The organism is Tardiphaga sp. 20_F10_N6_6 (assembly GCF_052076045.1).
Lineage (GTDB): Bacteria > Pseudomonadota > Alphaproteobacteria > Rhizobiales > Xanthobacteraceae > Tardiphaga > Tardiphaga robiniae.
In genome coordinates this window covers 2,619,998-2,645,653 of sequence record NZ_CP197239.1, presented here as the reverse complement: position 1 = coordinate 2,645,653, position 25,656 = coordinate 2,619,998, and the positions used below count along the sequence as shown (strand labels likewise).

Here is a 25,656-nt window from a genome sequence, read left to right as displayed (position 1 = left end):
ATCCCCTATAAAGTAAGGCTATTGGAGGGGTTGGTGTGGGTTTGGGGTGGGGTACATTGGGCACACACTACTGACCCCGCCAATTGAGCTATTTTTGATGTCTTACCGCGATGTACGACGACCATATTTCGGTGACATCGCGAATTTCCTGATCACCTTCAAGTTCAGGCGACGCCCGTGCCGTCGAATGCCTCTCAACAGCATCCTACGGCCAATTGGATAGCTATCCAGAAAAAGGAGCAGTTCTGGCTGATGTTTGTCTGGGATGTAATTTCGTTTGATGTCCCTGTTGAGATTTCCCGTTTCTTCATTGATGTAACTGTGATGCGTATCAAAACGCATCTTGTAGCTGTAACCAACGGGTTCGAGCCGATCCACTAGCTTCCGAGAAGAGTACGGTTTCTTGGCGGCGGGCTCGGGAGGAAATGCTGCCTTGATCGCGGTCGTTAAGGCTTTCCCTTTCGGATGATCGATCAAGATATACAGATGCAGTTGCCAGAACGGGGGTCCTTGGAGAGGAATTTCCAACGAGACATCAAGTGCTCCCAAGATGAGGCAGTTTGTTAAAAGTGGCGACCGTTCAATGCGTTTCTGCAGGCGTCGAACTACCTTTCTGACATTCAGACGGAAAAGGCCGCCTATCGGGAACTGCAGGCCTTCGGTGATGATCGAATAGGCCGTTCCGCCCACCGGCATCACGTTTATCGATTGTTCGAGGAGCCGACTGCGGAAGTCGAACATGCATTTAGTGCACGCCTCCGACACGCATGGTTTTTGCGGCGAGCAACCGCGAAGCTTTAACGCTAAGTTTGTCCCGGGGAAATTGCTTGTCGAAAGGACCCGGATCGACTGAGCCTGCCACCTCTTACACTGGTCCTGCGTCTCACGGTCAAACGGCTTTCGGCGAGCTGTGACCCAAAGGCTGTTACCTTCGTAGTCTGATGCACCCAAGTCATGTTCCTCGCTCAATTCTTCCAGATCCTGTTTGCTCTCGACCATCCGCTGCATCGTTTTCGCTTTCGGAAATGAGGGTGCAATAGCTTGCGCGCATACGCGCAAACTCATTTTGGTTTACGGACGGTGGACTGGGCTATGTATCTACGGGCGAGAAAATGACTTGCGCGCCCACACGTGAGCGACCTCTCTACTTGATCGACGAAGCTGGATCCGCTTCTCCATTGAACCGAACGGCAGCCTTGAGCATGTCACGGTCATGCGCGATATCGTTCTGCAGAAGCTGAACAATGGCGGTCCCGACCTCATCGGTAGACACTTCGTGACGGATGCGCTCACGCTGCCCGTTACGAGTCATCGTCATTAACAACGTTGCCCGCTCGCGCGTTGGCGGACCGACCTTCGAGGACAGGGTAAGCACGAAAGACATCCTTCCAGCGGCTTTCCGAGACCTGCGGGAGGGTGCCTTAGCTTTCGGGATGGCCTGAGCGGTTGGTCCATCAATCTGTGTGGTCCCGCTTTGAGCTGCGGCCTTCGCACCCGCCCGGTTATCATTGGCTATAGTCAGATTGTCATAATCGACAGTCATGTCGCTTCCTTCTCGTTAGTCGACGTCGGTGACGAGCGAATTGAGGACGCTGCCTTGCCAAACCGATATCTTCGGCCCGAGCTTGATGGGCTTAGGGTAACGGCCGGATTTTACGCCGGCCCACCACGACGAAGCGCAGATGGGGAATTTCCCATGTGGCTGCACGATGTGCTTCAAGCGATAGAATTGGTCGTCCCGAAATGGCTGCATGATCGGCTCCTCAACGGGACCGAACATGGTCGGGAACGGCGATGTTAACTAGTGCGTCGGTCGAAGGAAGCTTACCGGTTAGGGTGAGGGGTTTTCGCCGGCACCGCCTTATTCAGCGTAGCGATCAAGGTCTCACGCAGCGGCTCCCATTTGGCCATCCATGCCGCAGTGGGACGGCCGCCGCCCGTACGGAGCCCAGCCGGAAGCTTTTTCCAAATTTTTTCACGAAAACGTTTATCGGAAATACTCCCGCCAACCACGCAGTCGATAACCAAATCCTGAAGAGCAGGCTTGTAATAGCGAAGCGAATGATGGTCGCCGAAGGCCCTAATCTCCGTCAAAAGCTTGGCAATCGCGCTCTCACTCGACGGCGTTAGAGTAGATTGTTTGCGCTGACTGATCAGCGATCGAAGACCCGCTGGTATCGTTATCGCGTTGTCGTTTGCCCACTGCACTAAGCGCGTCGGATTTGCGGGAAAATCGACATGCTCATATTCGAGAGCGTCACTAAGTTTCTCCGTGAGGCTCACGTATCTTCCCGCCACAAGCGAATACGGACCGGCCGCATCTAACTCGTTGAAGTTTAGCTTATCGGGATCGATGCTAAGCAAAAGCGCAACGAGCTGATTGTAGGTCCACGTCTTTTTAGCGGCCCAGACTTTAAAATTAACCCTCACGCTGGGATTGAGGGGATCGTTTTCCTTTCGCTCTTGAAGCATGCGCTTCCAGTACCGGTTCAACGCTGCTAGGTACGCTCCTCGGCAAGCTTGTCGGGAAAGGCCGAAAATAAAGGTTCGATCGTCCGCATAAGCTTGGAGAACCTCGCGCAACACATCACTCAAAGGAACTTGAGAAAGGAGCCTCTTGCCAAGCCGATCACGGACGAGCTGCTGCTTCTCGCGATACAAATCAAACCGTTGCCACTGGATTGGCAGATCAGCCAGGACCTCAACCAACTCCGCGTCGTTCTTAGCGTCGTTGAAAAGAATGTCCGAGCAAATTGGTGGCGAGCACCAGGGGTGCAGCAATTCGATAGTTTGTTCGCAGTAGTTCGGTGTGTATTTAGCTTTCTTGGTCTTTGCCAGTCGGCGCACAAGGGTTTTGGATTTCGGAGCTGCTGCCATTTTCAAATCGATTTCACGTGAAAGCTGCACGATTGTTGTTCCGTTGTAGCCGCAACAGTATAGCGTTGCCGGTCCTTGCAATGTCAAATTCACTACATTCGAGCGTCCAGCCGTGGCTTCGAGGTGGGGCGAAAGGTGGGATTCGTTACCGGCAGCTAGCGTGAGGCCCTAAAAAACAAGGGGCCGGGGAAACCTGTAGCTGGTGCTACGTCAGCTACGAGGGTGAACTAAATAGGCCCTCCGTAAGGTCGGACTACTGATCACAAGCGATAGCGGGAGTCGCTGATTTGATAGGCTCCAGGGGCATCGGCCTCGATACGCGCGTACCTTGGCCTCATTAGCCGACCGGATTTTTGCTCCGACGGAATCGCGCCGTCGCCGGCGGGGCAGGGCATCAGAGTTATGCGGTGGCTCGATAACGAACGATAATGCAACGTTATCACTCGTTTTTATTAACCATAACCTGGGGCGGTTTGGGCGGGATTTTATGGCGTAAAGCGCCGTCTCGATAACTTAGGCTGCGCGATGTCCCAGACAGCGGAGACCATGCGCAATTTGTGGCAAGGAGCAGTGGTTTCGGTCGCAGCGTGTCGCGAAGCGGCTATCCGGCTTATATCTCACCTTTTCCGAGCGTATCGATTAGCCATGCCAAACCTGCATCCATCATCGCAGCGACAGGTACCACGGCATTGAGCCGGAAGCTGCCAAGCGGCAGCGGCGGATCGAGACTGACGACTCCGAATCGTGGTGCATGCAGGGCGGCAAACCGCCGCGGTATGGCGGAGATCAGGTCGGTCTCTGCAACAACGGCGAGCGCGTACATGAAGTTCGGGACGGTCAGCGCGATCCGCCGCGAGCGGTTCTCGTTGGCGAGAACCTGATCGACGAAGCCATAGGGATCGCCCGCATGCGAGACGACCAGATGTTGCATCTCGCAATAATGTTTCAGAGTCGGGGCCTTCGCGAATGGGTGCCCGGCGCGCAAGGCGATTACGAAATCCTCTTCGTACAGGGTTCGCCGGTGGAAACGAGCCGGAATGTCGTCGCTGGGAACGACAGCGATGTCGATGGCGCGCGTGTCCAAATCGGCCAAAGCCTCTCGCCAGGCCCGCTCGGGCGCCGTTTCTCCCTGCACCGGCAACACCTGACGCAGGCTGATATCGATCCCGGGGGCGCTCCGCCGCAGTTCGGCCAGCAGCGACGGCAGGAAGACCGCGGAGACGCCGTCCGGCGCGCCGATCGTAAAGCGGCGCGTGGACGTTGCCGAATCGAACGGCTCGGCGGTTGAGATCACGCTGCGGACCCGCGCCAGGATGTCCGCTATCGGCGCCGCAAGCTCTGCGGCGCGATCCGTCGGGACAACGCCCTTCGGCGTCCGCACGAACAGCGGATCGTTAAGCAGGCGACGAAGCCGTCCGAGGCCATGACTGACCGCCGAAGCCGAGAGCATCAGCCGGTCCGCTGCCCTACCAACATGGCGCTCATCCATGACCGCCTCGAAGAGGACGAGGAGGTTGAGGTCGGTGCGGGACAGGTCAATTTGCTTCAGCATATCGCTGAAATCATATCATTGGATTCAGTAACGCGAAACTGCGATCCACCTGACGAAGCGTGGCCGCAAAGGCCATAGGTTCTGGAAAAGGATTGTCAGGAGCACACTATGCCAACCACACGACGCTCGCTTCTCGCCGCTGGCGGAGCGGGGTTTGCATCCCTCGCGACCGGTAGCTCGGCCCGGTCCGGAAAGAACCCATCCGTCGACCAAGTGGTCGCCGACCTCGTCGGACGATCCGAAGAGGCGAACGCCGCACTGATGCGCGGCGATATCGGTAGCTACCGTGCCCTGATCACGCTCACGGACGACTTCACCCTGATGTCGCCGTTCGGAGGCAATCCGTCGCGCGGAGCGCATATCACGGAGGCCAGCTGGGAGGCAATCGGCCGGTTCTTCAGGAACGGAAACTTGAAACAGCAACTAGTCCAAGCTTATGGGACGACCGACATGGTGGTGCTCGCGGTCATTGAGCACGGGCATGGCGAGGTCGGCGGCTTGCCGGCGCAGGATTGGCCGCTGAGGGTCACCCTAGTCTATCGCCGCGATGGCACCGATTGGCGGCTGGCGCACCGCCACGCTGATCCGCTGGTCGCGCAGATCTCGCTGGCGCAGTGCGCAGCCCTGGCCAGGGGCGCCTGATAATTCGATCGAGGCCGTCAGCTACTTGGATTCCTCACCGGCGCCATGCTGGGGAAGGTTGTCGGACGGCAATCTGACCTATCGTCGACGACATCGCAGCCGTCCCGCGAGCTGGTCGCCGGCCGCCGGCTGGCAGCTCCGCACCCGCAGACAGCTTACCGACGCGATCCGCACCCGCGACCGGGGCAGGGGAGCCCGGCAGCGCGCTGTCGGCGAGCGAGATGCAGGTGCTGCTATGTGTGGGTTATTTCGCCGATCACCCGCACCGAGCTCGGCAAGTTTTTCGGCAAAGAGATCAGCCGCGATGTCATCGGGCATCTGCGCAGGCTGGATCTGATCGGCTCCGGTCCGCGGGCGCCTGGCGCAGTTCGGCTTCGACACGCTGCGCGACCTGCCGGACATCGAGGCGCTCGAAGACGCTGGCCTGCTCAGCAAGGACAAGCTGTTCGCGGGCGTACCTTCTACCGTCGGATGATCGATGGGGAATGACTAGTTCGGAACGCGGAGTTTCTGCAAGTCATGGCTATTGGTGGATGTGATGGAGTAACGTCCTTCGCGGATGGGGGGCGGTATTGCCCTTGGGGTGTGCCTCGGAGCTGTTCTCGGCTTGGCCATCAAAAACGTAACCGCGGGCATCATTATCGGCATCGCTGGGCGCTGCAATCGTTGGTTACCAGGATCATAGATCCCGCTAAGCGAGCGCACGCCGTTTCAAAAGCGCGTCCGCTAAACGTTGGGATCGGCAGGGTGCTGGCGGCGGCCAATCATCTCGCACAAGGCGCACTACGGATGCAGCGAGTTGAGCCAGCGAGCGCGTGCCATACAGCTCGCTAGGCCAGAGTCTTCGGACGGTCATCGCGAGTCGCCTATCCATCGAACGCGGGAACATGGCGCGGCGACCGTCGTTTGCCCGTTATGTCCGACGACGATGAACCCGTCACCGAGATCGCCGCGCCGCCTGTCCCGGTTCCGGAAACCAACCGGCAGTGGAAGCTCACGCCTGCCCTTAATCTGCTCGAGAAGAGCAGGCAGATCGCAATCGTTTCTGCTGAGACCGAGGACGACGCGCGCGCCATTGCCACAACAGCAGACCCCATGGGCCGCAACTGGCGCGATGCCCATCTATTCACTGCCGACAGTATGGAGACGACTGAGCGACACGTGATCGGCGATGTCATATTTCGATCGACGCCGGCGCCGCCCGCTCCGAAGCCAAAGCCGAAACGAAGCAAGAAGGCTTGACCATGTCCAAGAAGAAGACAGAGAGCACGCTCGAGATGTGGGCCGCAGACTTACTGATGGAAGCCCATGCGATCGCTCCATGCCCCGAGCACGGTTACATGCGCCTTCGCCACAGCCATCATGCCATCGACTACGCTATGTCGCTTGCAGAGCATCGTAAGTTCTCAGGCAAGAATAAGAAGGAACGAATGGCCGCTGTTGAGCACGTGCTTGATGGCTTGGGAGATGAGTGCCCAGCCTACACATAACTTGCGTCACGGGTCAGTCCGCGGCGGCGATACCCTGATCCGTCGCATCGTAAACAACATCCGTCTTATTCACCATAACAGGAATAAGCCAGCCAAGGTCGACGAGGCGCTCATAGCGACTACGGTCGATGTTGCCTGCCGTGTATTTGCGGCCGCCGTTTAGGACGATGTCGCGGATCAGGACTAAGTCTTCAGGTGTCACCGTTGGCTCCAGGCTCGGATCGGGAGCGGTCGGTTCCACAACCGAGCAGCACTTTTCGCAGACCTACCGGAGAATCCGCCCTTGCGACTTAGACCAGCGAGGCCATGGAAACAAGCAAGCTACAAGGCTAGCGGGCACGGTTTCAGAGCCATTACGGAAGTCCGCAAGGGTATTTGTTAGCATTTGATGCAATGGCATTATTCAACCGCAACCCTTTGCCGGTAAGATCCGCAATGTTTGATGAGGTAGCCAATGCAGACAGTCGTGACCGGAACATTGATTATCTGGACCGCGTGGTTCGCCCTGATGCTCGTTCCGGCCTATTGGTTTTGCAGGCGGTTCGTGCCGGCACCACAGGTGAAGCATCCGCTTGCATATCTCATTCTTGCCGTTCTATTCGCGATGTACTCGAAACTCACGGCCTTGAAAGCAAGATAGCTTCTCGTCTACCGAGCGCCCGAGCTCGATTTTCGTCTTCGCCCTGCAAGACTCGCATCGGCACGCTTCAAGGGGCGGATGATCTCGGAACGCGACTGGCAAAGCTGTCGGACCTCTTCCTCGATCATCGCTTTGATGGCCAGAACCGCGCGTCCGAGCGGACGATCGCGGTGATGAAATAGGCCGCGGGTCAGGACGAGGCCCTGTAACGGTGCCCCAATGAATTCTCCTGAACGGAGCTCGCGGTCGAAAGACGAGGGCGGGACCACTAGAAACCCGGCACCCGCGCGAAGTGCTTCTCGACACAGCGTCAATGAATTCGCTTCCGTCAACACGCGGAGCCGGAACTTCCCCCGTATTTCATGTTTCTTCAGCAGCGTGTGCATGAAGCTTCCAACGATCAAAGGAAGGTCGTTCAGAACACTGGCTCTCAAGGACACGCCGCTATCGCCGAAAGTCCAGTTCCCCGGTGTGCCAACCAACCACATGGATTCCTCGAACAGAGCTTGCGACGCGAGCTCCGGATGCTGCGCTTCGAAGCTCATGATGCCCAAGTCGATCTTCCCGGCAAGTAAAGCATCACGAACCGCGAGAGCGTAGTCCTCCTGCAGATAGAGCTCGATCTTCGGATATCTCGCAAGGCTCTGAGACAGCAGTCGACCCATGAAAAGATTGGCGATCGACGGGGGGAAACCCAGCCCAACCTGGCCAAGAGGCTCGGCCCCCTCCGAACGCAGTTCGGCCTCGACCTGCTTGAGCGTCCTAAGAAGAAGTTCTCCGCGCGCGAGCAATATGCGGCCCGCCTCCGTCGGTTCGACGCCTCTCCGGTGGCGCATGAGCAATCGAACGCCCAACGAATCTTCCAACAGCTGGATCCGACGGGAGAGGGCAGGCTGCACCACGCCGAGAGAAACGGCGGCCTTCGAAATGCTGCGCTGCCGGGCCGTCTCGATGAAAAAGCGGAGCGAAATCAAATCCATATCGAGATGATATGCCAAACAGGCATGGTGTCTATAGTAAATATCTATTTTAACAATACCACCAAACGTGACCATTCTCCGTCAAGACCCGGTTAACGGGCGAAAGCGGACCTTCTGTATGGCCCGCCGTCCAGGAGGAGCGTGCAGATGATGAAGATGTTGGCCCTTGTTGTTGCCGGAGTTTGCATCGGCGCCACCACCGGGGGCGCCGATGAATATCCGAGCAGACCGATCACGATCGTCGTGCCCAGCGCAGCGGGCGGACTGGGAGACATTCTGGCGCGCTTGGTCAGCGATAAGGCAGGGGCGAGCCTTGGAGCGACATTCATCGTCGAGAATCGGCCAGGCGCGAGCGGGGCGATCGGAAGCACCAACGTCATGCGGGCGGCCGCGGACGGCTACACCATTCTGCTCGCGAATGGTGCGTCTCATGGCGCGTTGCCGACCCTGAACAAGAAACTTCAATACGATCCGATCAAGGACTTCGCACCGATCGCACGCGTGGGTGAGACTCAACTTGCCTTAGTCGCGTCGACGAAGCTGCCCGTTAAAAACGGACAGGAGCTCATCGCTTATGCGCGCAAGAATCCCGGCAAACTCACCTATGCCACATTCGGACACGCCTCGGCCGGACACCTATTCGGGGAAGTCCTGAAGAAGGAAAACGGCATCAGTATGCTGCACGTTCCCTATAAAGGCGAAGCAGCAGCGATACAGGCGGTGATTTCCGGAGAGGTAGATCTCGCCATGATTGTTTCCGCGAAACCATACGTCGATCAGGGACAGGTTACTTTGATCGGAACGACGAGCCCCGACGAGACCGCCGCCTATCCGGACTGGCCGACGCTGGCGTCGCAAGACATTCGTGGCTTTACGCAGGCCCGAGGTTTTCAAATCTTCCTCGCTCCGGTCGCAACGCCCAAGCCGATCGTCGAGAAGCTCGCCAACGCTTTCGCCGATGCGATCTCGAAGCCCGAGATGAAGCGAAAGCTGCTCGAACTCGGGGTCAATCCGGCAACCGAAAAGCCCGAAGAACTTCCAGCGTTTTATCGCTCACTCGTCGATCAGTGGCGCAGCATCGTCGAAGCCTCGGGTGTGACGGCTGAATAGCCTGTAGCCGATGGCTTCTCTTCCCTCCGATAGGTCTTTTGCAATGATAATCGAACGTGATCTTCTCATTCCCATGGACGATGGCTTGCAGCTGCGTGCCGATGTTTATCGGCCCGACCTCGCCGGGCCGGTGCCAGTCATCATGACGATGGGTCCGTATGGAAAGGGGATCCGATATCAAGATCATCATTATAAGCCAAGCTGGGATTGGATGACGAGCAAGCATCCCGATCTCTTGCCAGGATCGCAGCGACGCTGGCTCACGTGGGAAACAGTTGATCCGGAGATCTGGGTTTCCTGGGGATACGCGGTCGTGCGCGTGGATTCTCGCGGAGCCGGGCGTTCTCCGGGCTTTCTTGACATTCTCTCCGAGCGCGAGACCCTCGACTACTATCACGTCATCGAGTGGGCAGGCGTGCAGCCGTGGTCTACCGGCAAGGTCGGCTTAAACGGTATCTCCTACTATGCGATCAATCAGTGGCATGTCGCCGCGCTGCAGCCGCCGCATCTCACCGCGATGATACCTTGGGAGGGCGCCGCCGACACCTATCGCGACTTTTTCCGCCATGGAGGAATCCTCTCGAACAAGTTTCTCGAGAACTGGTACCCCCGTCAGGTTCTGTCAGTTCAGCATGGCAATCCGGATGCACCGCCAGATATCTGGTTGAACGAGTCGTCGTCCGGGCCGGAGGAGCTGTCGAAAGAGCAACTTGCGTCAAATCGTTTGGCAACGCTTGCCAATGCTCGCGCGCGAGAACTGGAGGATGAATGGTATCGGCGCAGATCGCCGGACTGGTCCAAGGTGATCACGCCGTTCCTGAGTGCAGCGAACTGGGCCGGTTACGGATTACACCCTCGCGGGAATTTCTCTGCATTCACGAATGCAGCGTCGGAGCAGAAGTGGCTTGAGGCGCATCCCGGACGGCATGAGGAGTGGTTCTACCTCGAATACGGAATGAATCTGCAGAAGCGCTTCTTCGATTTTTTCCTGCGGGGCGAGCAGAACGGCTGGGATGGCGAGCCGCGTGTCTGGCTGCACCTTCGTCGCCCCTTCACGGAAGCCGTTCAGTTGAGGAAGGAGGAAGCCTGGCCCCTCCCTGGAACCGAGTGGACCAAGCTGTATCTGGACGCCGGAGATCGCTCTCTGGCGTGGGAGCCACCCGCCGCAAAGGGCGTGACGCCATTCGCGGCGACGGTCGATCATCTCAAATGGACGTCGCCTCCGCTCGAAAGCGAAACCGAGTTCACCGGACCGCTGTCGCTCAAGCTATTCCTGTCGTCATCGACGATCGATGCAGACGTTTTCGTCACCCTGCAAGCATTTGCTCCGGATGGCCGTGAAGTCGAGTTTCAAGGAACGGTCGATCCTCATACGCCGCTCGCGCAGGGATGGCTCCGGGCCTCTCACCGAAAACTATGTGCCGAGCGTTCGAGGCCGTATCAACCTTATCATACGCATGACGAGAAGCAGCCGCTGATCCCCGGTCAAATCTATGAACTGGATGTCGAGATCTGGCCGACGTGCATCGTGCTCCCGCAGGGGTATCGCATCGCTCTCGATATTCGCGGCAGCGACTTCGCGAGAGCGAATGGCGATGCGGGCTCTCCGCATCGTGGATCTGGTCCCTGGCTGCACGATGACGTATTCGACAGGCCGGCTATGATATTCCAGGGAACAACGACATTGTATACTGGGCCTGAACATCAGTCACACCTGCTTCTACCCATCGTTCCAAACCGATTATCTCGCGAATCCGACACCAAGGATCTGGGTTCACTGACGGAGTTGGATGTGAAAGCTGGGTGATCTCGACCAAGCGGCAAGAAGTAGGCGGCCGAATATCACCACCTGTCGTGTCGTCGGCGGTGATCGGTTGCGCGCGCGTTCAATGCCAAACGCAACGGCGTCTCGGATGTAGCTCAATTCAAAGCAAATCGATGAGTAGCGATATTCCATAACATTCGAACGGCGAACAACCGGTGTAGCAGCAAAGCTAGATGTCAGCACTGAGCAAAGTTCAGATGTCAGTTTCCTGTCCTTTTGGGGACGCTGCAGGCTTTCGTTTCAATGAGCGTATTCGGGTCGTTGGCTAGACGCCTCGATAATGGTCCGCAGTACAGAGAGTTGATTTTCTGTCTGCGCCGCGAGACGCCCGGAAACTTCGCGATTGGCTGCCGACTTCAATCAGAGCTTGCTGCAGTCAGAGCTCTCTACACCGCACCGTCGTCGGGGATGTTCAGCAAACCTCCGCACGCCTTGCAGTGGACCGCATCGCGGTCGTGGCGCTGAAGCCCGCAAGCCGGACATTTGAACCGCACCTTGCTGGGGTTGAACAGCACGCGCGCGAGATTGAGAAACAGCGTCACGCCGAAAATCATGATCGCCACGGTGATCAGCCGGCCCATGGTGCCGGGCAGGGTGATATCGCCGAATCCGGTGGTGGTCAGCGCGGTGACGGTAAAATACAGCGCGTCGGCATAGTTGGCGATGTGAGGATTGGTATGGCGCTGGGTCTCGTAGACGACACCGGTCATCACAAAGATGAACACCGACAGATTGGCCAGCGCGGACAGCACCTCTTCGTGACGACGAAACAGGGCGCTGTCGCGGCGCAGATGTTCGAGCACACGAAACGTGCGTAGCATACGCAGGGTTCGCAGCACGCGCAGAAAGCCGGCGGCTTCACCGCTTGCGGATGCCAGCAGCGATCCGATCGCAGCGATATCGGTCCACGTCGTCAGTCGCATCAATTCGCGCAGCGGGCGACGGATTGCGATAAAGCGCGCTATGAACTCGATGAGGAAAATCGCGCCGAAGGTTAGGTCGAGCACGCGCGTGGTCTCGCCACGGGGCAGGAACGAGGTCGCGATGATGAACAGCAGAGAGACGAAGTCGAATGCCAGCAGTCCATACAGGAACCAGCGGGTCTGCGCGCTGTGCCCCTCGTAGAGTTGCCGCAGGCGATGGCGAAACCGGCGAAATGGCGTTCTCGGCGCGGGTATGTCGCCCGAATGGGGAATGCTCATCGCGTCACTTTGGGATAGAAACGACGCCACCTCAACCGGCGAGTAAGCGATATCGTGCAATGTCCCGATATGGCGTCATCCGCTTGCGGCCAGTACCAGGCGCGCAGCTCGTCGCGGCGACGCCGTTCTTAGAAGGAGAATGGGTGGCGTCGCTCGCTTCGCCACGTCATCCTGCGGGGTGGCGCGTCTTTTTTGCGATCGATTGTCATCGAAGCCTATGAACTTTCCAGCCTTCCGGTCTTTCATGTAGGATACAGATTATCAGGAGCGAGCCATGTCAGCACGTACGCAGATCTCAAAGACACCTCGGGATCACTTCATGGAAAAGCACAGGCCGAGATGGATGAGTTCGAAAGGCGAGAGCGCGAACTGAGGCGCAAGGCCAAGAGAGACCGTGCTGCGGAACTGACACTGCCCATCGATGTCGGTCGCGGTTCCCTAATGCGATGATCCGCCACACGGCGTTTACAAAACTGTCACATCGGTTTGTCCGGTATCTGAGTTAGATTGCTATGGCCCCCCTCCAGGTTGGAGCGTTGGGCCACTTAGCGTTTGGATAGCCGTCGAATGCAACAGCAGCGCGAAGTCGGCCGGCAAGAGCTTGCAAAAGCAGTTCTTGATCGTTTGCGGCAAAGGCCGGGTTTCGAAACCGTGTCCGACGTCAGCATCTCTGAGATCAACGATCCCGAGGCTAGCAGCAACTGGCGCGCGTCCGTCCTTGAAAAGCATCGCAACGATGCTCTCGACATCAAGCGGACGGTTGAGCAGATTCAGGGCGAGTTGCGGCCCCTATACAGACTTCGGCCAGAGTCCGCTTAACGGCCGTCGCACAAAACCGGCACTGTGCGGAGCTGGCGGCAATTGATCCCGATACCATTGCAGACGCGAGCGCTAGCCCGGTTTCTGAAGTCCCGGCGAATCGAGCCAGCCACTCATCTGCGACGCGGTTTCAAGCTGCCGCGCGAGCCGCAACAATCCCTCGCGCTCGGCACCAGCGGCAAGCGACTTGGCCCTTACGCGCAGCTCTTGCGCCTCTTCTTTCCATTTTTTGGTCGACGCCATGTTCATCCACGGCTTGTAACAGACAGAACGCCCGGGAAAACCTCATTTGCGGTTTTACGAGGATTCGGTGATGCAAATCTTTGCGCGATGCGCAGTCCTACGATTTCAAGCCATTTGCGTGTCGGTATGACGGGCAAAGCAACGCGTCGACAACGAGCCGAGGCGAAAATGGATGAGCGCCGACTTTAGTGGACAGTGGTCGGACTAGGATGCCAAGGTCGGTGGGCTGCGAAAAGCGCTATTTGAGAAGAGTTGCCGCTCACGGTCCGCCATCGCGATGTCTGCGATAAGCACCAGCGACGACATCGAGTGGCTTTTTCTGCTCAATAATCAAGATCCGATAGAAACGTCGTATTTACGATCTCTAGCTTCTTTGACCGCCAATACTCGAACATAGTAGCACGTCGGCTTTCATAAACTGTTGCAACGTAATCGTAACACTGTACGCCAGTGTGCTCTATTCCGAAGTACTCAACCTGAACCGCGAAGCTCTCTTCGCGATCTTGGCGATCTGCGATCTCCGCATAATAGACTGTTTGGTCATAAGCTCCTAAGACCCAGCACAACTGATGATGGGATGGAACAGTTGTCGTCGCGGCGAGCGAAGGTGTCGTGGCAAAGCAGAGTAGTAGAGCCGCAGCGCTCTGCCGTTTTTGCCAAACTCTCATACGTTTGTCATCTCACCGGGCTTGGCGCAAAGACGGCGTCTGCGCCTTTACGAGATTGGCGGCTTCACGTTGAGCGTAATCAGTCGGGGGTAGCGTCGATGCGATGACGAGTGCAAGGATAACGGCCGCTGTATAGAGCGCAACTACGGATACGGCCCACTTGCGGTGCGTACGACGGTCCTCTGGCGAGAGATTTTGTAGAAAGCGTTTCATGGAATTCCTCCACAGCTTGCCATGGTTATAGCGAGCGTTCGGAGGGACCACTGTGACCGACGTCACATCTTTTGTTGTTATCTTGTGGCCTGCGCGAGACGACGTCGGAACGCCGCGTCCAGGCGAATTATACATTCGCTCGTCAACCCAGATCCGACCGGAACCGATATGACGACTTCAAGGATAGCGTCGGGCATCGAGCAAGTATAATACGTCAGCGCTTCGGTCCTGCAGGTGCCAGCGCCTGCATGGTTAAACGGTGGACGTCGTCTCGCATGTTGTTGAGAGCGTGGGCTCGGTGGCCAGCCTGCAAGGCTTGGTCGATGCGGCCGGCGGTCAACTCTTGCAAAAGTGACATTTGCACTTTGCTAGTACGCCATCGGAACTCCAACTCCCATCGGGCGAGGGACGGGAAAGCCTAGGTTCCACCAAGTTTCGAACACCTGGGACACGACCGTTTTCGGCCGCCGCCGATAAAACCCGATTCACCTAGTTCGGTGCTGCGTTGCGACCAGGGCAACGTCGGCTAAGAGAGAGCCTGGGTTCATGTTGGAGCTGCAGGCTTTGGTGACTCCACAGCGGCTCTATGAGTGCAGCGCCGTGGTTCCAGAACGCGCATCTAGCTTTTGCGCAGCGATTACGACTTCGAGGCGATTGCGGACCTGAAGCTTTTGCATCAGGAGTGTCATGTAATGCTTCACGGTTTTTTCACTGATATGGATTGTCAGTGCAATCTCCTTGTTTGTTTTTCCATGCAACAGGAGACGGACGATTTGCTGTTCGCGCGTGCTAAGCTTGACCGCTTCCGCAGCCCGTCGGCGCAATGACGTGTCTCTCAGTGCCGCAATAACGCGGCTTGCAAAATGCTGAGTAATGTAAGTCTCACCCCCAACGGAAGCCATTATAGCGTCTATGAGTTCGCGAGCGCTGCTGCCCTTTAACACGTAGCCGCTTGCGCCTGAATCAAGCGCCCGAATTGCTGGTTCAACCCCTGTTGCGGCTGTGAAGGCAATAACCTTAGTCGAAGGTTCCAAAGTGACTGTTGAAGTTATGGCCGCGTAGACGTCTCCAGGCATATTTAGGTCAACCACCATGACCTGTGGTCTTGTCGTCCTGCCGATTTCAATCACGTCGTTCGCTGAACCGCCGGTGGCCAGAATTTCAAACCCGCCAGTTCGCAGGAGCAATGAACTAACTGCTTCGACCATCAATGGATGGTCGTCTATCAACGCAATGGAGATCATGTCCGAACGCCCCACAATATGGCCGAGATCTCTATGAATAAACGCGCATAAAAAATATGCACACAGACTAAGCGCTCCAAGATCAATGTGTAAATAGAAATTCTTGCGGCTGCCCTCATCGCCTTTCGGGGTACTCATTTTTAGTCGGCCGCTAATGCCGCGGAAAGGTGACTTTCACGCACATTGTTTCCTCGGTTCGATTTGTACTGAAGCTGCCACCCAAGGCTTCGACACGGCGGCGCAGCCCGGGCAGCCCTAGTCCGCCTATACGCATCTTGTTCTCAAACGAAAATTGCGCACGATTGGTGATGGTGATGGTGATGCACTGATTAGTTTCGTATGCGACTAAACGCTGCTCTTGGCCCTTTCCGTGAAAGTAAGCATTATTCAGCCCCTGCTGAACCACGCGAAATACGCATACACGAAGTGCTGCGGATGCTTCAAACGCTATTGGGCCTACTGTGCGTTTGACCGATGTGCCTGTGATCTTCTCATGATGATCAATAGCAAAATTCAGAGTTTCCGCGATGCTAAGTCCATCGAGTTCGGGTAACACGAGGCCAACTGAGATGTCGCGCAGTTCCCGGAGAATGGCGGCTGTAAGATCTTCGACATTGGTTTTTAGCTCGCTTTCTGATTTATCAATGTCCAGCTCCGAGTGATTTTGATAATTTAGTTCGCTGAGCTTGAGAGCAAGAATGCTGACTAGTTGCACTGGACCATCATGCAGATCTTGACCGATCTGACTCAGCAAGCGCTCGTTTGAGTGAAATACATCATCCTTCAGCGCCTCGGAGATTTGTCGAAGCTCAACGTTCTGAATTGACAGCGCCGTGGCTTCGGTTACCCTTTTTTGAAGTTCCCGTCGCTGGTCAGTCACAATGGCGCTCGCCCGCCACACCAGGAATAGAAGAGCCAGCATCATTGGGGCAGTTACCGCGCCTACGACACCTATGGCAGCCCAGCGAAACGACTTCAATTCAGACTGCAAGCGAAGGCCGCTATTATAAATTTCACCTACGGCAATGATTTCACGGGTACCGCTTCGATAAATTGGCGCGTATATCTCTATAAGAGGCAGCTCCAGATGTCGTTCTGCTTGGTTCTCTTCCTTTCCTAAATTGGTCAGCGAGCCAAATGCGCTGCCACGAAAGGCAGTGTCCAATTGAAGCGACGGAAATTTCTGGCCGACTAGCTGTTTGTCAGTCGCAAATATCAGCGTGCCGTCCCGCAACCAGATCTTTACAGCCTTGGTGCGGTCGCCAAGTGCTATTTTCAATAATTCGTCCAGTTTTTCTGTCTGCGGCTGCGAAAGCGTCTTGGACGTAGCAAGTTCTTGGAGGGACGGGCCGAGGAGTATGTCGATTACAATGGCGCCTTCCTCCGCAGCAGTCTGCATCAGGCTGGACTCAAGCTGGCGGGAGATGAAGAAGGACAGGAGAGCCATCGAAAGGAAAATAGTAGCGGCGGCTGCGCTCAAGAACTGCCGAAGGAGTCTTGGTCGTTTGCCGAGACCGCCGGATTGCAAAAACATTCGGCCTCCATTGCGCAGGATGGTCGCGAGCTTGGCAATTTTAACTTTTTCAGTTGATTGTCCAGGCTTTTACTCTGTTGGCCGTCTTTTTAAGATGGCAGGCGGAGATTAATGCTTCGAGCCGATTTCTAGCGTGCATTCTCTGCGTCAGGCGTGCCACGTGGTGTTCAACATCCGTCTTGCAAATCCGCAGAGCGTCGCTGATCTCCTCATTAGACTGATCGCGCACAAGTAATCGAATGATCTGTTCGTCGCGCATAGTCAACGTTACCGCTTCCGCAGCTCTTCGACGAAGCGTTTCATTTTTTAAATAAATGGCAGCCTGATCCGAAAAAGCTTTCGTGATATATGTTTGGCCTTGATCGACAGCCACGATGGCATTCAGAAGGTCCGCTGTAGCGTTGAATTTAAGCACATAACCCATCGCGCCCGCGTTTAGTGCCCGCACAGCAGGCGCTACGCCGGAGGCGGCGGTAAAAATCAGTACTTTCGTTTCGGGCGACAAGAGGGGCACAATCTTTATTGCGCTAAAAATGCTTCCTGGCAGATCGACATCAGTTATCAAAACGCGCGGCCGGCTTCTGGACGCGATACAAATTACGTCATTGGCGTTTGTCCCGGTGTCTACGATTTTAACGCCCGGCGTTCGGCCGACCAGAGCGCTGACCGCCTCGATCATCAGTGGATGGCCGTCCACCACAGCAATATCCACCACTTTCATTGCTTTTGGCCTCGCTAAATAATCAACGAAGGACGATCAGCTTGTCGAGAACGCTGAGTATTGATGAGTGTCAGGCAATTTGCATGCTTAGAAAACGCGCCGTCGGGGACGTTCCGTGTATTCTGTGCCGGCACCGCCGATGTAGTTGACGTGACTTCACGGCCGGCGAGACAATCTTCGTGAAGATCGCATTAGAAAAGAATGTCAGGGGACGATCGTTCCTCATTCTCTATCGTCTGGTTGCTTGTGGTCAAGCTGCTGGGTGTCGGGCAATGCCCGCCTGACTTCGCGGTGCACCAGATTCTCCCGCTGCAGCTCGGATCGCTATCAATTTACCGATCCTCAGACAAAGGTCCGATGATAGTGCGACCTTTGACTTAGCGACGCTCAGACCTTTCTCAGTTTCTCCGAAGCCGGAGCAGGCGCAACTTGTAGAGCATCTCGACCGTCAGAAAAATGGCCAGACCCGTGGCCAATGACGGCATGGCTCTAGCAACAGGAGAGCACTATGGTCTCGTACATCAGAAGCGATCTCGATTTCATCCTCGCGCAGATCAAGATCGCTGAGGACCATGCGTTGTTCGAACGGACGGGCGGTGCTCAGGGCAAACCCCTGTTCGGACCGACCGGGTCCATACCGACCTACAATCTTAGTTGGGGCCTGCGCACGGTCGATGGCACATACAACAACTTGCTGAATCCGGAGCTGGGCGCCGCAGACAATGAATTTCCCGAGGGGCTGGGCACCCAATTCCGCACCATCATGGTCGATCCCGACGGGCCGGGGCCCGCGCCGATGGTGCCCGTCACCTATACGCCGGGTGTCGATAATGACGGCCCCGGATCCGCCGGTCCCGGCGATGTGTTCGATCCCTATGTCCGAACGATCTCCAACCTGATCGTGGATCAGACGCTGGGCAACCCGTCGGCCATTTTGACCGGGCTGCAGCGCGCCGGGATCGTGGCGCCGGCTGACCAGATGGCTGTCACGGCGCAAATTTCGGCGGCTTACGCGCCGCTCGCCGATGAGTTCAAGGCTGTGTCCGACGCCGAACGGGCGGACGCGGAAGCGCAGGCTGCATTATCCGCCAGCCCGGGCAATCCGGATCTTCAAGCTGCCGCGGCAGCCACCGCGGCGGCCTTGTCGGCAGCACAGGCGGCGCTGGATACTGTTGATGATGACCTGATGGCGCTGCTCACCGCCAACGGCATCGAGCTCGAAGGAGCCAACGTCAAGATCACCAACACGGCCCCGGACGAGGGCCTGTCGGCACCCTTCAACTCATGGTTCACACTCTTCGGCCAGTTCTTCGATCACGGGCTCGACCTTGTCGCCAAGGGCGGCAACGGCACGGTATTCATCCCGCTGATGCCGGACGATCCGCTATACGTTCCCGGTGGTACGACTAATTTCATGGTGCTGACCCGCGCCACCTTGGCGGGACCTGGCGCCGATGGCGTGATGGGAACTGCGGACGATACCGACCGTCCCGTCAACACCACCACCTCGTTCGTTGACCAGAACCAGACCTATACCTCGCACCCGTCGCATCAGGTGTTCCTGCGGGAATATGAGCTTAACGCCGCTGGCGAGCCGGTTGCAACCGGCCGACTCATCGAGGGCGCCAATGGTGGGATGGCGACCTGGGCCGACCTGAAGGCTCAGGCACGCAACATCCTGGGAATTGAACTGGTCGACGCTCATGTCGGCAATCTGCCTCTGCTTGCTACCGACCAGTACGGCAACTTCATCCCGGATCCCATTACAGGTTTCCCGCAGGTCGTGATGGCGGGGCCGCCACAGTTCTTGGCGTCGGGCACCCCTGACGCTCCGCTGAGTCTCGTGAATACCGTGCCGGATGGTCCGGACGCCGATGCGCTGCCTGACCTGGTCCATCTGGCAGTCCGCACCGGCCACGCCTTCCTTGCCGACATCGCTCACAATGCGGTTCCAACAGGCCTCCAAGATGGCGATATCGAGATCGGGCTCGGCAATGGTGACGGCAGCGCGACTGACGGGTTCTATGACAACGAACTCCTCGACGCGCATTTCGTCGCCGGTGACGGCCGCGCAAACGAGAACATCGGCCTGACCGCCGTCCACCATGTTTTCCACTCTGAGCACAACCGGCTCGCCGAACACACCAAGGCCGTCGTATTGGCCGACGCTACAGCTCTGCTCGACGGTGGTGCATCGCAGGCGGAGGCGGTCGCTTTCCTGAACGAATGGCTGATCGATGACGTGGCGAGCGTGCCGGCCAGCCCGGCAGACCTCATTTGGGATGGCGAACGCCTGTTCCAAGCGGCCAAGTTCGGCACCGAGATGCAGTATCAGCATCTGGTGTTCGAGGAATTCGCCCGCAAGATCCAGCCCAACATCAACGTCTTCCTGGTTCCCGACGGTTATGACGTGACGCTCGATCCCTCGATCGTCGCCGAGTTCGCTCATGTGGTTTATCGCTTCGGTCACTCTATGCTCACCGAAACGATTGATCGCTTCGACCCAACCTTCAACGCCGACCATATCGGCCTGATCGAGGGCTTCCTCAATCCGCTGCAGTTCATGAACAACGGCACCACCGGGACGGTCGATGCCGACATCGCGGCAGGCGCCATCATCCGCGGCATGACGCGACAGGCGGGCAACCAGATCGACGAGTTCGTCACCAGCGCCTTGCGCAACAACCTGCTGGGTCTGCCGCTCGATCTCGCGACCATCAACCTCGCTCGCGGCCGTGACACCGGCGTGCCGACTCTGAACGAGGCCCGGCAGCAGTTCTATGAGGCAACCAACGAAGACTCCCTGCTCAAGCCCTATGAGAGCTGGGTCGATTTCGCCGGTCACCTCAAGAACGAAGCCTCGATTATCAACTTCATCGCCTCCTACGGCACCCATGCGCTGATCACGAGTCAGGCGACGCTTGAGGGGAAGCGCGACGCGGCGCTGACCATCATTAGCGGCGTTTCTGTCGGCGGCCTTGCGGTTCCGGCAGACGCGTCTGACTTCCTCAACGGTCTGGGCGCCTATGGCGCAGCCGGGGCGCTTGGCGGTCTTAACAACGTCGACCTCTGGATCGGCGGCCTTGCCGAAGCGACCATGCCCTTCGGTGGCATGCTTGGTTCGACCTTCAACTTCGTCTTCGAAGTCCAGATGGAGAACCTGCAGAGCGGCGACCGGTTCTACTACCTGCAGCGCCTCGATGGTCTGCATCTGTTCGGTGAAATGGAGAACAACTCCTTCGCCGCATTGATCATGCGCAATACCGATGCGACGCACCTGCCGTCGGATGTGTTCTCCACTCCCGGTCTCATCCTGGAAGTGGATACAACCCGGCAGTTCAACGACCTGAACGGAGACGGAATTCTTGAGAGCACCGATCCGGTGGGCGGCGGCATCCTGACACCCCTGGTGGTCCGCAACGACCCGACGACCCCCGGCACAGACACAAACTACCTGCGCTACACCGGCGGCGAACACGTGGTTCTCGGCGGCACTGAGCTCGCGGACACGTTGATTGCCGGTATCGGTGACGACACGCTGTTCGGCGACGGTGGCAACGACAAGCTCGAAGGTGGCTTCGGCAACGACATCATCAACGGTGGCGATGGCGATGACATCATCAAGGATAGCGGCGGCGACGACAACATCAAGGCAGGCGCCGGCAACGACGTGGTTCATGCCGGACCCGGACTTGATCTCGTCATGGGCAATGACGGTCAGGACTTCATCTTCCTAGGCACCGACATGGGCTCGGAGGTCTTCGCCGGAACCGGCAATGACTTCATCTACGGCAACAAGAACGCTGAGCGCATTCTCGGCAACGAGGGCAATGACTGGATCGAAACCGGGACCTTCGACGGCGCGCCGGGCGATAACTTCGACGAGATCTTCTCGCACGACACCATTGACGGGCACGATGTATTCCTGGGCGATGGCGGGTTCGACGAGTTCATCGGCGAGGGCGGCGACGAAATTTTCGTCGGTAGCGCCGGCCGCGGCAAGATGGTGGGCATGTCCGGCTTCGACTGGGCAACCTACAAGGACAATCCGAACTTCGTGAACGCCGACCTGTCGATCCCGATCATATTCGACGAAGCCCCGACGCTGCCCCAGAATGCTGCGCTCGACGAGTATGAGTCGGTCGAAGGCCTGTCGGGCACGCGGTTCAATGACGTGCTGACCGGCACCAACCTACTCGCCGCCGATCGCCTCCCCACTCTCCAAGGGGGTACCGAAGGCTACCAGGGCAGTGCGCTCGACGCCGAAGGCATCGCCTTGATCGCCGGTCTGCAGGCGGTTCTGGGCGCTGGCGTCACTGAATATAGCGCCGGCGACATCATTCTTGGCGGCGACGGCAGCGACCGTATCACCGGCCAGGAAGGCGACGACATCATCGACGGCGACAAATGGCTCGACGTGCAGATCGGAGTTTTCGCACCCGGTGATACCGAGCATGCGGGCACACCGATCGCGCTGCATAATTCCATGACCACCCTTGCAGCCAGCATGTTCAATGGCACCATCAATCCGGGCCAGCTGGGTATCGTCCGCACGATCCGGAACAGCACCACGCAGGAAGCCAATGGCGAGACCGTCGACAGCAACGGTGTTGCAGACGTCGACACGGCCGTGTTCTCCGGCGCACGGGCCGAATATGACATCACCTTCAATCCCAATGGCACCCTGACCGTAGCCCATACCGGGGGGCTGGCGACCGACGGTACGGACACGCTGCGTAACATCGAGGTCCTGGACTTTACCGACCAGGACATCTCGCTGCTGGCCCCGACGCTGGATCTCAACGGCGATGTCACCACCACGACAACCACGACAGCTGCGCAGGCCTATCGTGACACGTTCGATACCGCCGCTCATAACAACAGCAACGGCAGCGTAGCCTGGGGGGGGACACCCTGGATCGAGACCAACGATACCACGACCGGCAATGTGGTTACCGGTGGCCAGATTCAGCTCGACAATGGAACCAACGAGCTGCGCTTCACCGCTGGCGACGGCGCGCAGATCACGCGCACTGTCAATCTCAGCGGCGTGACGACTGCCACGCTTTCATTCGATTACGATCGGAACAACGGCACCAGCAGCATCGATGCCGGCGAGTCCATTGTAGTTCAATACTCTCAGTCCGGATCGTTTGCGCCTGGAAGTTTCACGGTCCTGACGACGATCAACGAAACCTCAGGAGGAGGTGACGGCGCGGATACGTTCAGCGTCGCTCTGAACCTCACTGGTGCAGGTCCGAACTCGGCGATCCGGTTCGTCTCCAGTGCGATCAGCGCCGGCGAATATGTCCTGATCAACAACTTCAACATCGCGACCACAACCACCACGACCACCACTACGCCCGGCACTCCAGGCAATAACTATGTGACGAACTACGCAGAAAATGGCGCTGCCGTCGCAATCGCCGCTGGTTCTCGGATCACCGATGACGGCGTGACCATAGCCTCGGCCCGTGTCATTCTCACAAATGCCAGTGCAGGCGATCTGCTGACGGTACTTGGTGGACTGCCAGGCGGCATCACATCGGCGGTCGACGCCAGCGTTGCCGGTCAGATCACCTTGACCCTGACTGGCAGCACCTCGCTCGCCAACTACCAGACAGCGATCGGGCAGGTCCGCTACTCCAACAACTCGGAGAATCCGACCGTTGGCGCACGCACCCTGCAGGTCACTGTCAATGACGGCTTGCTCGACAGCGCGGTCGCCACGACGACGGTGAATGTTACCGCCACAAATGACGCACCGGCCGCCAATAACGACACGGTCATCACCAATGTAGCCGCGAACACCTCGTTCTCCATTTTGCAGGCAGCCCTGCTCGCCAACGATACGGACCCCGAGGGTTCTCCGATCACCATCACTGCAGTGGGCGGTGCCACCGGCCTTGCAGCTGGACCGGCACTAGGGGCGGGGGTTATCACCCTCTCCGATGATGCGTCAGCCGGCGGCTCCTTCACCTACACCGGCAGCGACGGGACTTTGACCGACCCGGCCACGGTGACGATCAACCGCGTTACCACGGCCAACATCACCGGCACCGGAGCTAACGACATCATCGTCGGCAACACCGCCGTCAATGCGATTACCGGCGGTGCCGGCAATGACCACATCAATGCCGGCGACGGCGGCGACACGGTTAGCGGCGGCACCGGTAGCGACATCATCCTCGCCGGCACCGGTAACGACACCATCAACTGGAATGCCAACGCAGCGGGCGATACCGATGGCTTCGACATGGTCAACGGCGAGGCCGGTGCAACCGACACCTTCGTGGTGAACGGACGAGCCGGCACTGCCGAGACTTTCATAATCTATGCCAGGGCAGCAGCCCTAGCGGCTGGGGTCCAGGTAACCGGAGCCGATAGCGAGATCATCATTACTCGCACGGTCGCCGGCACGACGACGGTCATTGCTGAACTCGACAATATCGAGGAGATCTCGGTCAATACGCTCAATACCACTATCAACAACGGCAACAATCCGACAACTCCGGATGGAGGTACGAGTAACGGCGACACGATCCAGGTCATCGGCAATTTCAATGCGCCGTTCACCAGCCTGAACTTCAGCACCATCACCATCGACGGCAATGCCGGTGACGATACTGTCGACATCTCGGCCCTGACCTCGGCGCACCGCATCGTGTTCCGCTCGAACGGCGGCAACGATACGATCATCGGGACGTTGCGGCCGCAGGACGTGATCCGGCTGCCGGAAGGGGCAGTTCCAGGCGATTACGAGGTCACGACCGATGCGAGCGGCGTGACGACGATGACGAGCGCCAGCCAGAGCATCTCCTTCACGAGTCCCAATGGCCTGCCGCAGTTCGGCGACCATGACGACGAGGATGACGACGATACGGCTGGCAACGACGATAGCGATGATGACTGTGACGACGACGATGACACCGATACTGCCGGTTCAGGAACCGGTGGTGTTCGAGCCGGGACGGCTCAGGCCGACGTATTGGTCGGAACGGCACAGGATGACAACATCGTCGCTTTCGACGGAGACGATATCGCGATGGGGCACGCTGGAGCCGATGCGATTTCGGCAGGCGCCGGCGCGGATTTCGTCAATGGCGGTGACGGCAGGGATGTCATCTTCGCCGGCATTGGTGACGACCAGGTGTTCGGTGGTGGCCATGCCGACATCATCTACGGTGATGCAGGTGCGGATCGCATCCTGGGCGAGGCAGGCAACGACCTCATCAATGCCGGTGCAGGAGATGACGCCGTGTTCGGCGGTGCCGGCAACGATCTGATCGTGGCCGAGATCGGCGACGGCAACGACGTCTACTTCGGCGACGACAGTGACGGCGGCAACGGCATCGACACGCTCGACATGTCCGCGGCGACCGTGAACGTTACGGTCAACCTGGGATCCGGGCCCATGTCGAACGGAACGGCGTCCAGTTCCCAGACGGGCAACGACACCATCTGGGGCATCGAAAACGTCAATACCGGGTCCGGCAGCGACACCATCACCGCGAGCAATGCAGTCAACGTGATCCATGGCGGAGCTGGTGGCGACACGTTCAGGTTCACTTCGGCTTCGGCCGCCGAGGGCGACACCATTCTCAGCTTCGAACCCGGTGACCGGCTCGATCTGACGGCCATCGACGCCAGCATCGGCACGGCGGGCGACCAGAGCTTCACGCTGGTCGGCGGCGCCGCCTTCACCGCGGCGGGCCAACTCGCGGTGACCTTCGAGACGCGCGAAGACGGCGAGTTCACCGTCGTCCAGGGTAACATCGACGGGAATACCGATGCGGACTTCAAGTTCGAGGTTGCAGGTCACCATAACCTGACTGCCACGAACGTCGGTCTCTGAGACCAACAGGCAGGCGGCGCCCCGCGCCGCCTGCCTGCCTG

At 58.0% G+C, this 25,656-nt stretch carries 21 protein-coding genes; 8 read left to right on the top strand and 13 right to left on the bottom strand.

Going from position 1 to position 25,656, the window contains the following annotated elements:
- Positions 1-102: 102 nt before the first annotated feature.
- The 5 genes from AB7813_RS12795 to AB7813_RS12775 form a co-directional block, all read right to left on the bottom strand.
- Positions 103-1,065, bottom strand: coding sequence for a hypothetical protein (locus AB7813_RS12795; protein ID WP_441228139.1), 963 nt, complete (start codon positions 1,063-1,065; stop codon positions 103-105).
- 79 nt (positions 1,066-1,144) lie between these two features.
- Entirely contained in the window at positions 1,145-1,543 is a 399-nt protein-coding gene (locus AB7813_RS12790; protein ID WP_441228138.1) for a hypothetical protein, read from the bottom strand.
- 15 nt (positions 1,544-1,558) lie between these two features.
- The gene (locus AB7813_RS12785) at positions 1,559-1,753 is read right to left on the bottom strand and encodes a helix-turn-helix transcriptional regulator (protein WP_441228137.1); all 195 of its coding nucleotides are present in this window, start codon (positions 1,751-1,753) and stop codon (positions 1,559-1,561) included.
- Between the two features lie 71 nt (positions 1,754-1,824).
- Positions 1,825-2,907: a hypothetical protein gene (locus AB7813_RS12780; RefSeq protein ID WP_441228136.1), complete on the bottom strand. Its 1,083-nt coding sequence runs from the start codon at positions 2,905-2,907 to the stop codon at positions 1,825-1,827.
- 580 nt (positions 2,908-3,487) lie between these two features.
- The gene (locus AB7813_RS12775) at positions 3,488-4,429 is read right to left on the bottom strand and encodes a LysR family transcriptional regulator (protein ID WP_441228135.1); all 942 of its coding nucleotides are present in this window, start codon (positions 4,427-4,429) and stop codon (positions 3,488-3,490) included.
- A gap of 108 nt (positions 4,430-4,537) precedes the next feature.
- On the opposite strand from AB7813_RS12775, the gene AB7813_RS12770 reads away from it, so the two are divergent.
- The 3 genes from AB7813_RS12770 to AB7813_RS12760 all read left to right on the top strand — a co-directional run bounded on the left by AB7813_RS12770 (position 4,538) and on the right by AB7813_RS12760 (position 6,561).
- Complete coding sequence (locus AB7813_RS12770) at positions 4,538-5,071, top strand: YybH family protein (RefSeq protein ID WP_441228134.1); 534 nt, start codon at positions 4,538-4,540, stop codon at positions 5,069-5,071.
- Between the two features lie 915 nt (positions 5,072-5,986).
- Complete coding sequence (locus AB7813_RS12765) at positions 5,987-6,313, top strand: hypothetical protein (RefSeq protein WP_441228133.1); 327 nt, start codon at positions 5,987-5,989, stop codon at positions 6,311-6,313.
- Between the two features lie 2 nt (positions 6,314-6,315).
- Positions 6,316-6,561 carry a hypothetical protein gene (locus tag AB7813_RS12760; protein ID WP_441228132.1) on the top strand — a complete coding sequence of 82 codons (246 nt, stop codon included), beginning with the start codon at positions 6,316-6,318 and terminating at the stop codon, positions 6,559-6,561.
- Between the two features lie 13 nt (positions 6,562-6,574).
- On the opposite strand, the gene AB7813_RS12755 is transcribed toward AB7813_RS12760, so the two are convergent.
- On the bottom strand, positions 6,575-6,763 hold the full coding sequence (locus AB7813_RS12755) for a TenA/THI-4 family protein (RefSeq protein WP_441228131.1): 189 nt from the start codon (positions 6,761-6,763) through the stop codon (positions 6,575-6,577).
- 252 nt (positions 6,764-7,015) lie between these two features.
- Between AB7813_RS12755 and AB7813_RS12750 the strand changes: the two genes are divergently transcribed.
- Positions 7,016-7,201: a hypothetical protein gene (locus tag AB7813_RS12750; RefSeq protein ID WP_441228130.1), complete on the top strand. Its 186-nt coding sequence runs from the start codon at positions 7,016-7,018 to the stop codon at positions 7,199-7,201.
- 8 nt (positions 7,202-7,209) lie between these two features.
- On the opposite strand, the gene AB7813_RS12745 is transcribed toward AB7813_RS12750, so the two are convergent.
- A complete protein-coding gene (locus AB7813_RS12745) occupies positions 7,210-8,256 on the bottom strand; it encodes a LysR family transcriptional regulator (RefSeq protein ID WP_441228129.1) in 1,047 nt (348 codons plus the stop codon).
- Between the two features lie 72 nt (positions 8,257-8,328).
- Between AB7813_RS12745 and AB7813_RS12740 the strand changes: the two genes are divergently transcribed.
- Together AB7813_RS12740 and AB7813_RS12735 are read left to right on the top strand one after the other, a co-directional pair.
- Positions 8,329-9,291, top strand: coding sequence for a Bug family tripartite tricarboxylate transporter substrate binding protein (locus tag AB7813_RS12740; RefSeq protein ID WP_441228128.1), 963 nt, complete (start codon positions 8,329-8,331; stop codon positions 9,289-9,291).
- A 43-nt stretch (positions 9,292-9,334) separates the two neighbouring features.
- Positions 9,335-11,098, top strand: coding sequence for a CocE/NonD family hydrolase (locus AB7813_RS12735; protein WP_441228127.1), 1,764 nt, complete (start codon positions 9,335-9,337; stop codon positions 11,096-11,098).
- Between the two features lie 404 nt (positions 11,099-11,502).
- On the opposite strand, the gene AB7813_RS12730 is transcribed toward AB7813_RS12735, so the two are convergent.
- Positions 11,503-12,318 carry an ion transporter gene (locus AB7813_RS12730; protein ID WP_441228126.1) on the bottom strand — a complete coding sequence of 272 codons (816 nt, stop codon included), beginning with the start codon at positions 12,316-12,318 and terminating at the stop codon, positions 11,503-11,505.
- A 567-nt stretch (positions 12,319-12,885) separates the two neighbouring features.
- Between AB7813_RS12730 and AB7813_RS12725 the strand changes: the two genes are divergently transcribed.
- On the top strand, positions 12,886-13,137 hold the full coding sequence (locus tag AB7813_RS12725; protein WP_320446771.1) for a hypothetical protein: 252 nt from the start codon (positions 12,886-12,888) through the stop codon (positions 13,135-13,137).
- 72 nt (positions 13,138-13,209) lie between these two features.
- Here AB7813_RS12725 and AB7813_RS12720 read toward each other — a convergent pair whose 3' ends face one another.
- The 5 genes from AB7813_RS12720 to AB7813_RS12700 all read right to left on the bottom strand — a co-directional run bounded on the left by AB7813_RS12720 (position 13,210) and on the right by AB7813_RS12700 (position 17,760).
- Positions 13,210-13,380 carry a hypothetical protein gene (locus AB7813_RS12720; protein ID WP_320446772.1) on the bottom strand — a complete coding sequence of 57 codons (171 nt, stop codon included), beginning with the start codon at positions 13,378-13,380 and terminating at the stop codon, positions 13,210-13,212.
- 1,095 nt (positions 13,381-14,475) lie between these two features.
- Positions 14,476-14,652 carry a BTAD domain-containing putative transcriptional regulator gene (locus AB7813_RS12715; protein WP_441228125.1) on the bottom strand — a complete coding sequence of 59 codons (177 nt, stop codon included), beginning with the start codon at positions 14,650-14,652 and terminating at the stop codon, positions 14,476-14,478.
- Positions 14,653-14,845: 193 nt separating this feature from the next.
- A complete protein-coding gene (locus tag AB7813_RS12710) occupies positions 14,846-15,643 on the bottom strand; it encodes a LuxR C-terminal-related transcriptional regulator (RefSeq protein ID WP_441228124.1) in 798 nt (265 codons plus the stop codon).
- Positions 15,644-15,656: 13 nt separating this feature from the next.
- Positions 15,657-17,039, bottom strand: coding sequence for a sensor histidine kinase (locus tag AB7813_RS12705; RefSeq protein WP_441228123.1), 1,383 nt, complete (start codon positions 17,037-17,039; stop codon positions 15,657-15,659).
- Between the two features lie 49 nt (positions 17,040-17,088).
- Positions 17,089-17,760 carry a response regulator gene (locus AB7813_RS12700; protein ID WP_441228122.1) on the bottom strand — a complete coding sequence of 224 codons (672 nt, stop codon included), beginning with the start codon at positions 17,758-17,760 and terminating at the stop codon, positions 17,089-17,091.
- Positions 17,761-18,268: 508 nt separating this feature from the next.
- On the opposite strand from AB7813_RS12700, the gene AB7813_RS12695 reads away from it, so the two are divergent.
- Entirely contained in the window at positions 18,269-25,615 is a 7,347-nt protein-coding gene (locus AB7813_RS12695; protein WP_441228121.1) for a peroxidase family protein, read from the top strand.
- Positions 25,616-25,656: the final 41 nt, after the last annotated feature.

What these genes read in the sequence shown, in the direction of transcription:
- AB7813_RS12795 (WP_441228139.1), bottom strand. Translation starts at nt 1,065, where the DNA reads ATGAGTTTGCGCGTATGCGCGCAAGCTATTGCACCCTCATTTCCGAAA.
- AB7813_RS12785 (WP_441228137.1), bottom strand. Translation starts at nt 1,753, where the DNA reads ATGCAGCCATTTCGGGACGACCAATTCTATCGCTTGAAGCACATCGTG.
- AB7813_RS12735 (WP_441228127.1), top strand. Translation starts at nt 9,335, where the DNA reads ATGATAATCGAACGTGATCTTCTCATTCCCATGGACGATGGCTTGCAG.
- AB7813_RS12740 (WP_441228128.1), top strand. Translation starts at nt 8,329, where the DNA reads ATGATGAAGATGTTGGCCCTTGTTGTTGCCGGAGTTTGCATCGGCGCC.
- AB7813_RS12760 (WP_441228132.1), top strand. Translation starts at nt 6,316, where the DNA reads ATGTCCAAGAAGAAGACAGAGAGCACGCTCGAGATGTGGGCCGCAGAC.
- AB7813_RS12765 (WP_441228133.1), top strand. Translation starts at nt 5,987, where the DNA reads ATGTCCGACGACGATGAACCCGTCACCGAGATCGCCGCGCCGCCTGTC.
- AB7813_RS12710 (WP_441228124.1), bottom strand. Translation starts at nt 15,643, where the DNA reads ATGAGTACCCCGAAAGGCGATGAGGGCAGCCGCAAGAATTTCTATTTA.
- AB7813_RS12700 (WP_441228122.1), bottom strand. Translation starts at nt 17,760, where the DNA reads ATGAAAGTGGTGGATATTGCTGTGGTGGACGGCCATCCACTGATGATC.
- AB7813_RS12725 (WP_320446771.1), top strand. Translation starts at nt 12,886, where the DNA reads ATGCAACAGCAGCGCGAAGTCGGCCGGCAAGAGCTTGCAAAAGCAGTT.
- AB7813_RS12695 (WP_441228121.1), top strand. Translation starts at nt 18,269, where the DNA reads ATGGTCTCGTACATCAGAAGCGATCTCGATTTCATCCTCGCGCAGATC.
- AB7813_RS12720 (WP_320446772.1), bottom strand. Translation starts at nt 13,380, where the DNA reads ATGGCGTCGACCAAAAAATGGAAAGAAGAGGCGCAAGAGCTGCGCGTA.
- AB7813_RS12705 (WP_441228123.1), bottom strand. Translation starts at nt 17,039, where the DNA reads ATGTTTTTGCAATCCGGCGGTCTCGGCAAACGACCAAGACTCCTTCGG.
- AB7813_RS12770 (WP_441228134.1), top strand. Translation starts at nt 4,538, where the DNA reads ATGCCAACCACACGACGCTCGCTTCTCGCCGCTGGCGGAGCGGGGTTT.
- AB7813_RS12750 (WP_441228130.1), top strand. Translation starts at nt 7,016, where the DNA reads ATGCAGACAGTCGTGACCGGAACATTGATTATCTGGACCGCGTGGTTC.
- AB7813_RS12790 (WP_441228138.1), bottom strand. Translation starts at nt 1,543, where the DNA reads ATGACTGTCGATTATGACAATCTGACTATAGCCAATGATAACCGGGCG.
- AB7813_RS12730 (WP_441228126.1), bottom strand. Translation starts at nt 12,318, where the DNA reads ATGAGCATTCCCCATTCGGGCGACATACCCGCGCCGAGAACGCCATTT.
- AB7813_RS12745 (WP_441228129.1), bottom strand. Translation starts at nt 8,256, where the DNA reads ATGGTCACGTTTGGTGGTATTGTTAAAATAGATATTTACTATAGACAC.
- AB7813_RS12775 (WP_441228135.1), bottom strand. Translation starts at nt 4,429, where the DNA reads ATGCTGAAGCAAATTGACCTGTCCCGCACCGACCTCAACCTCCTCGTC.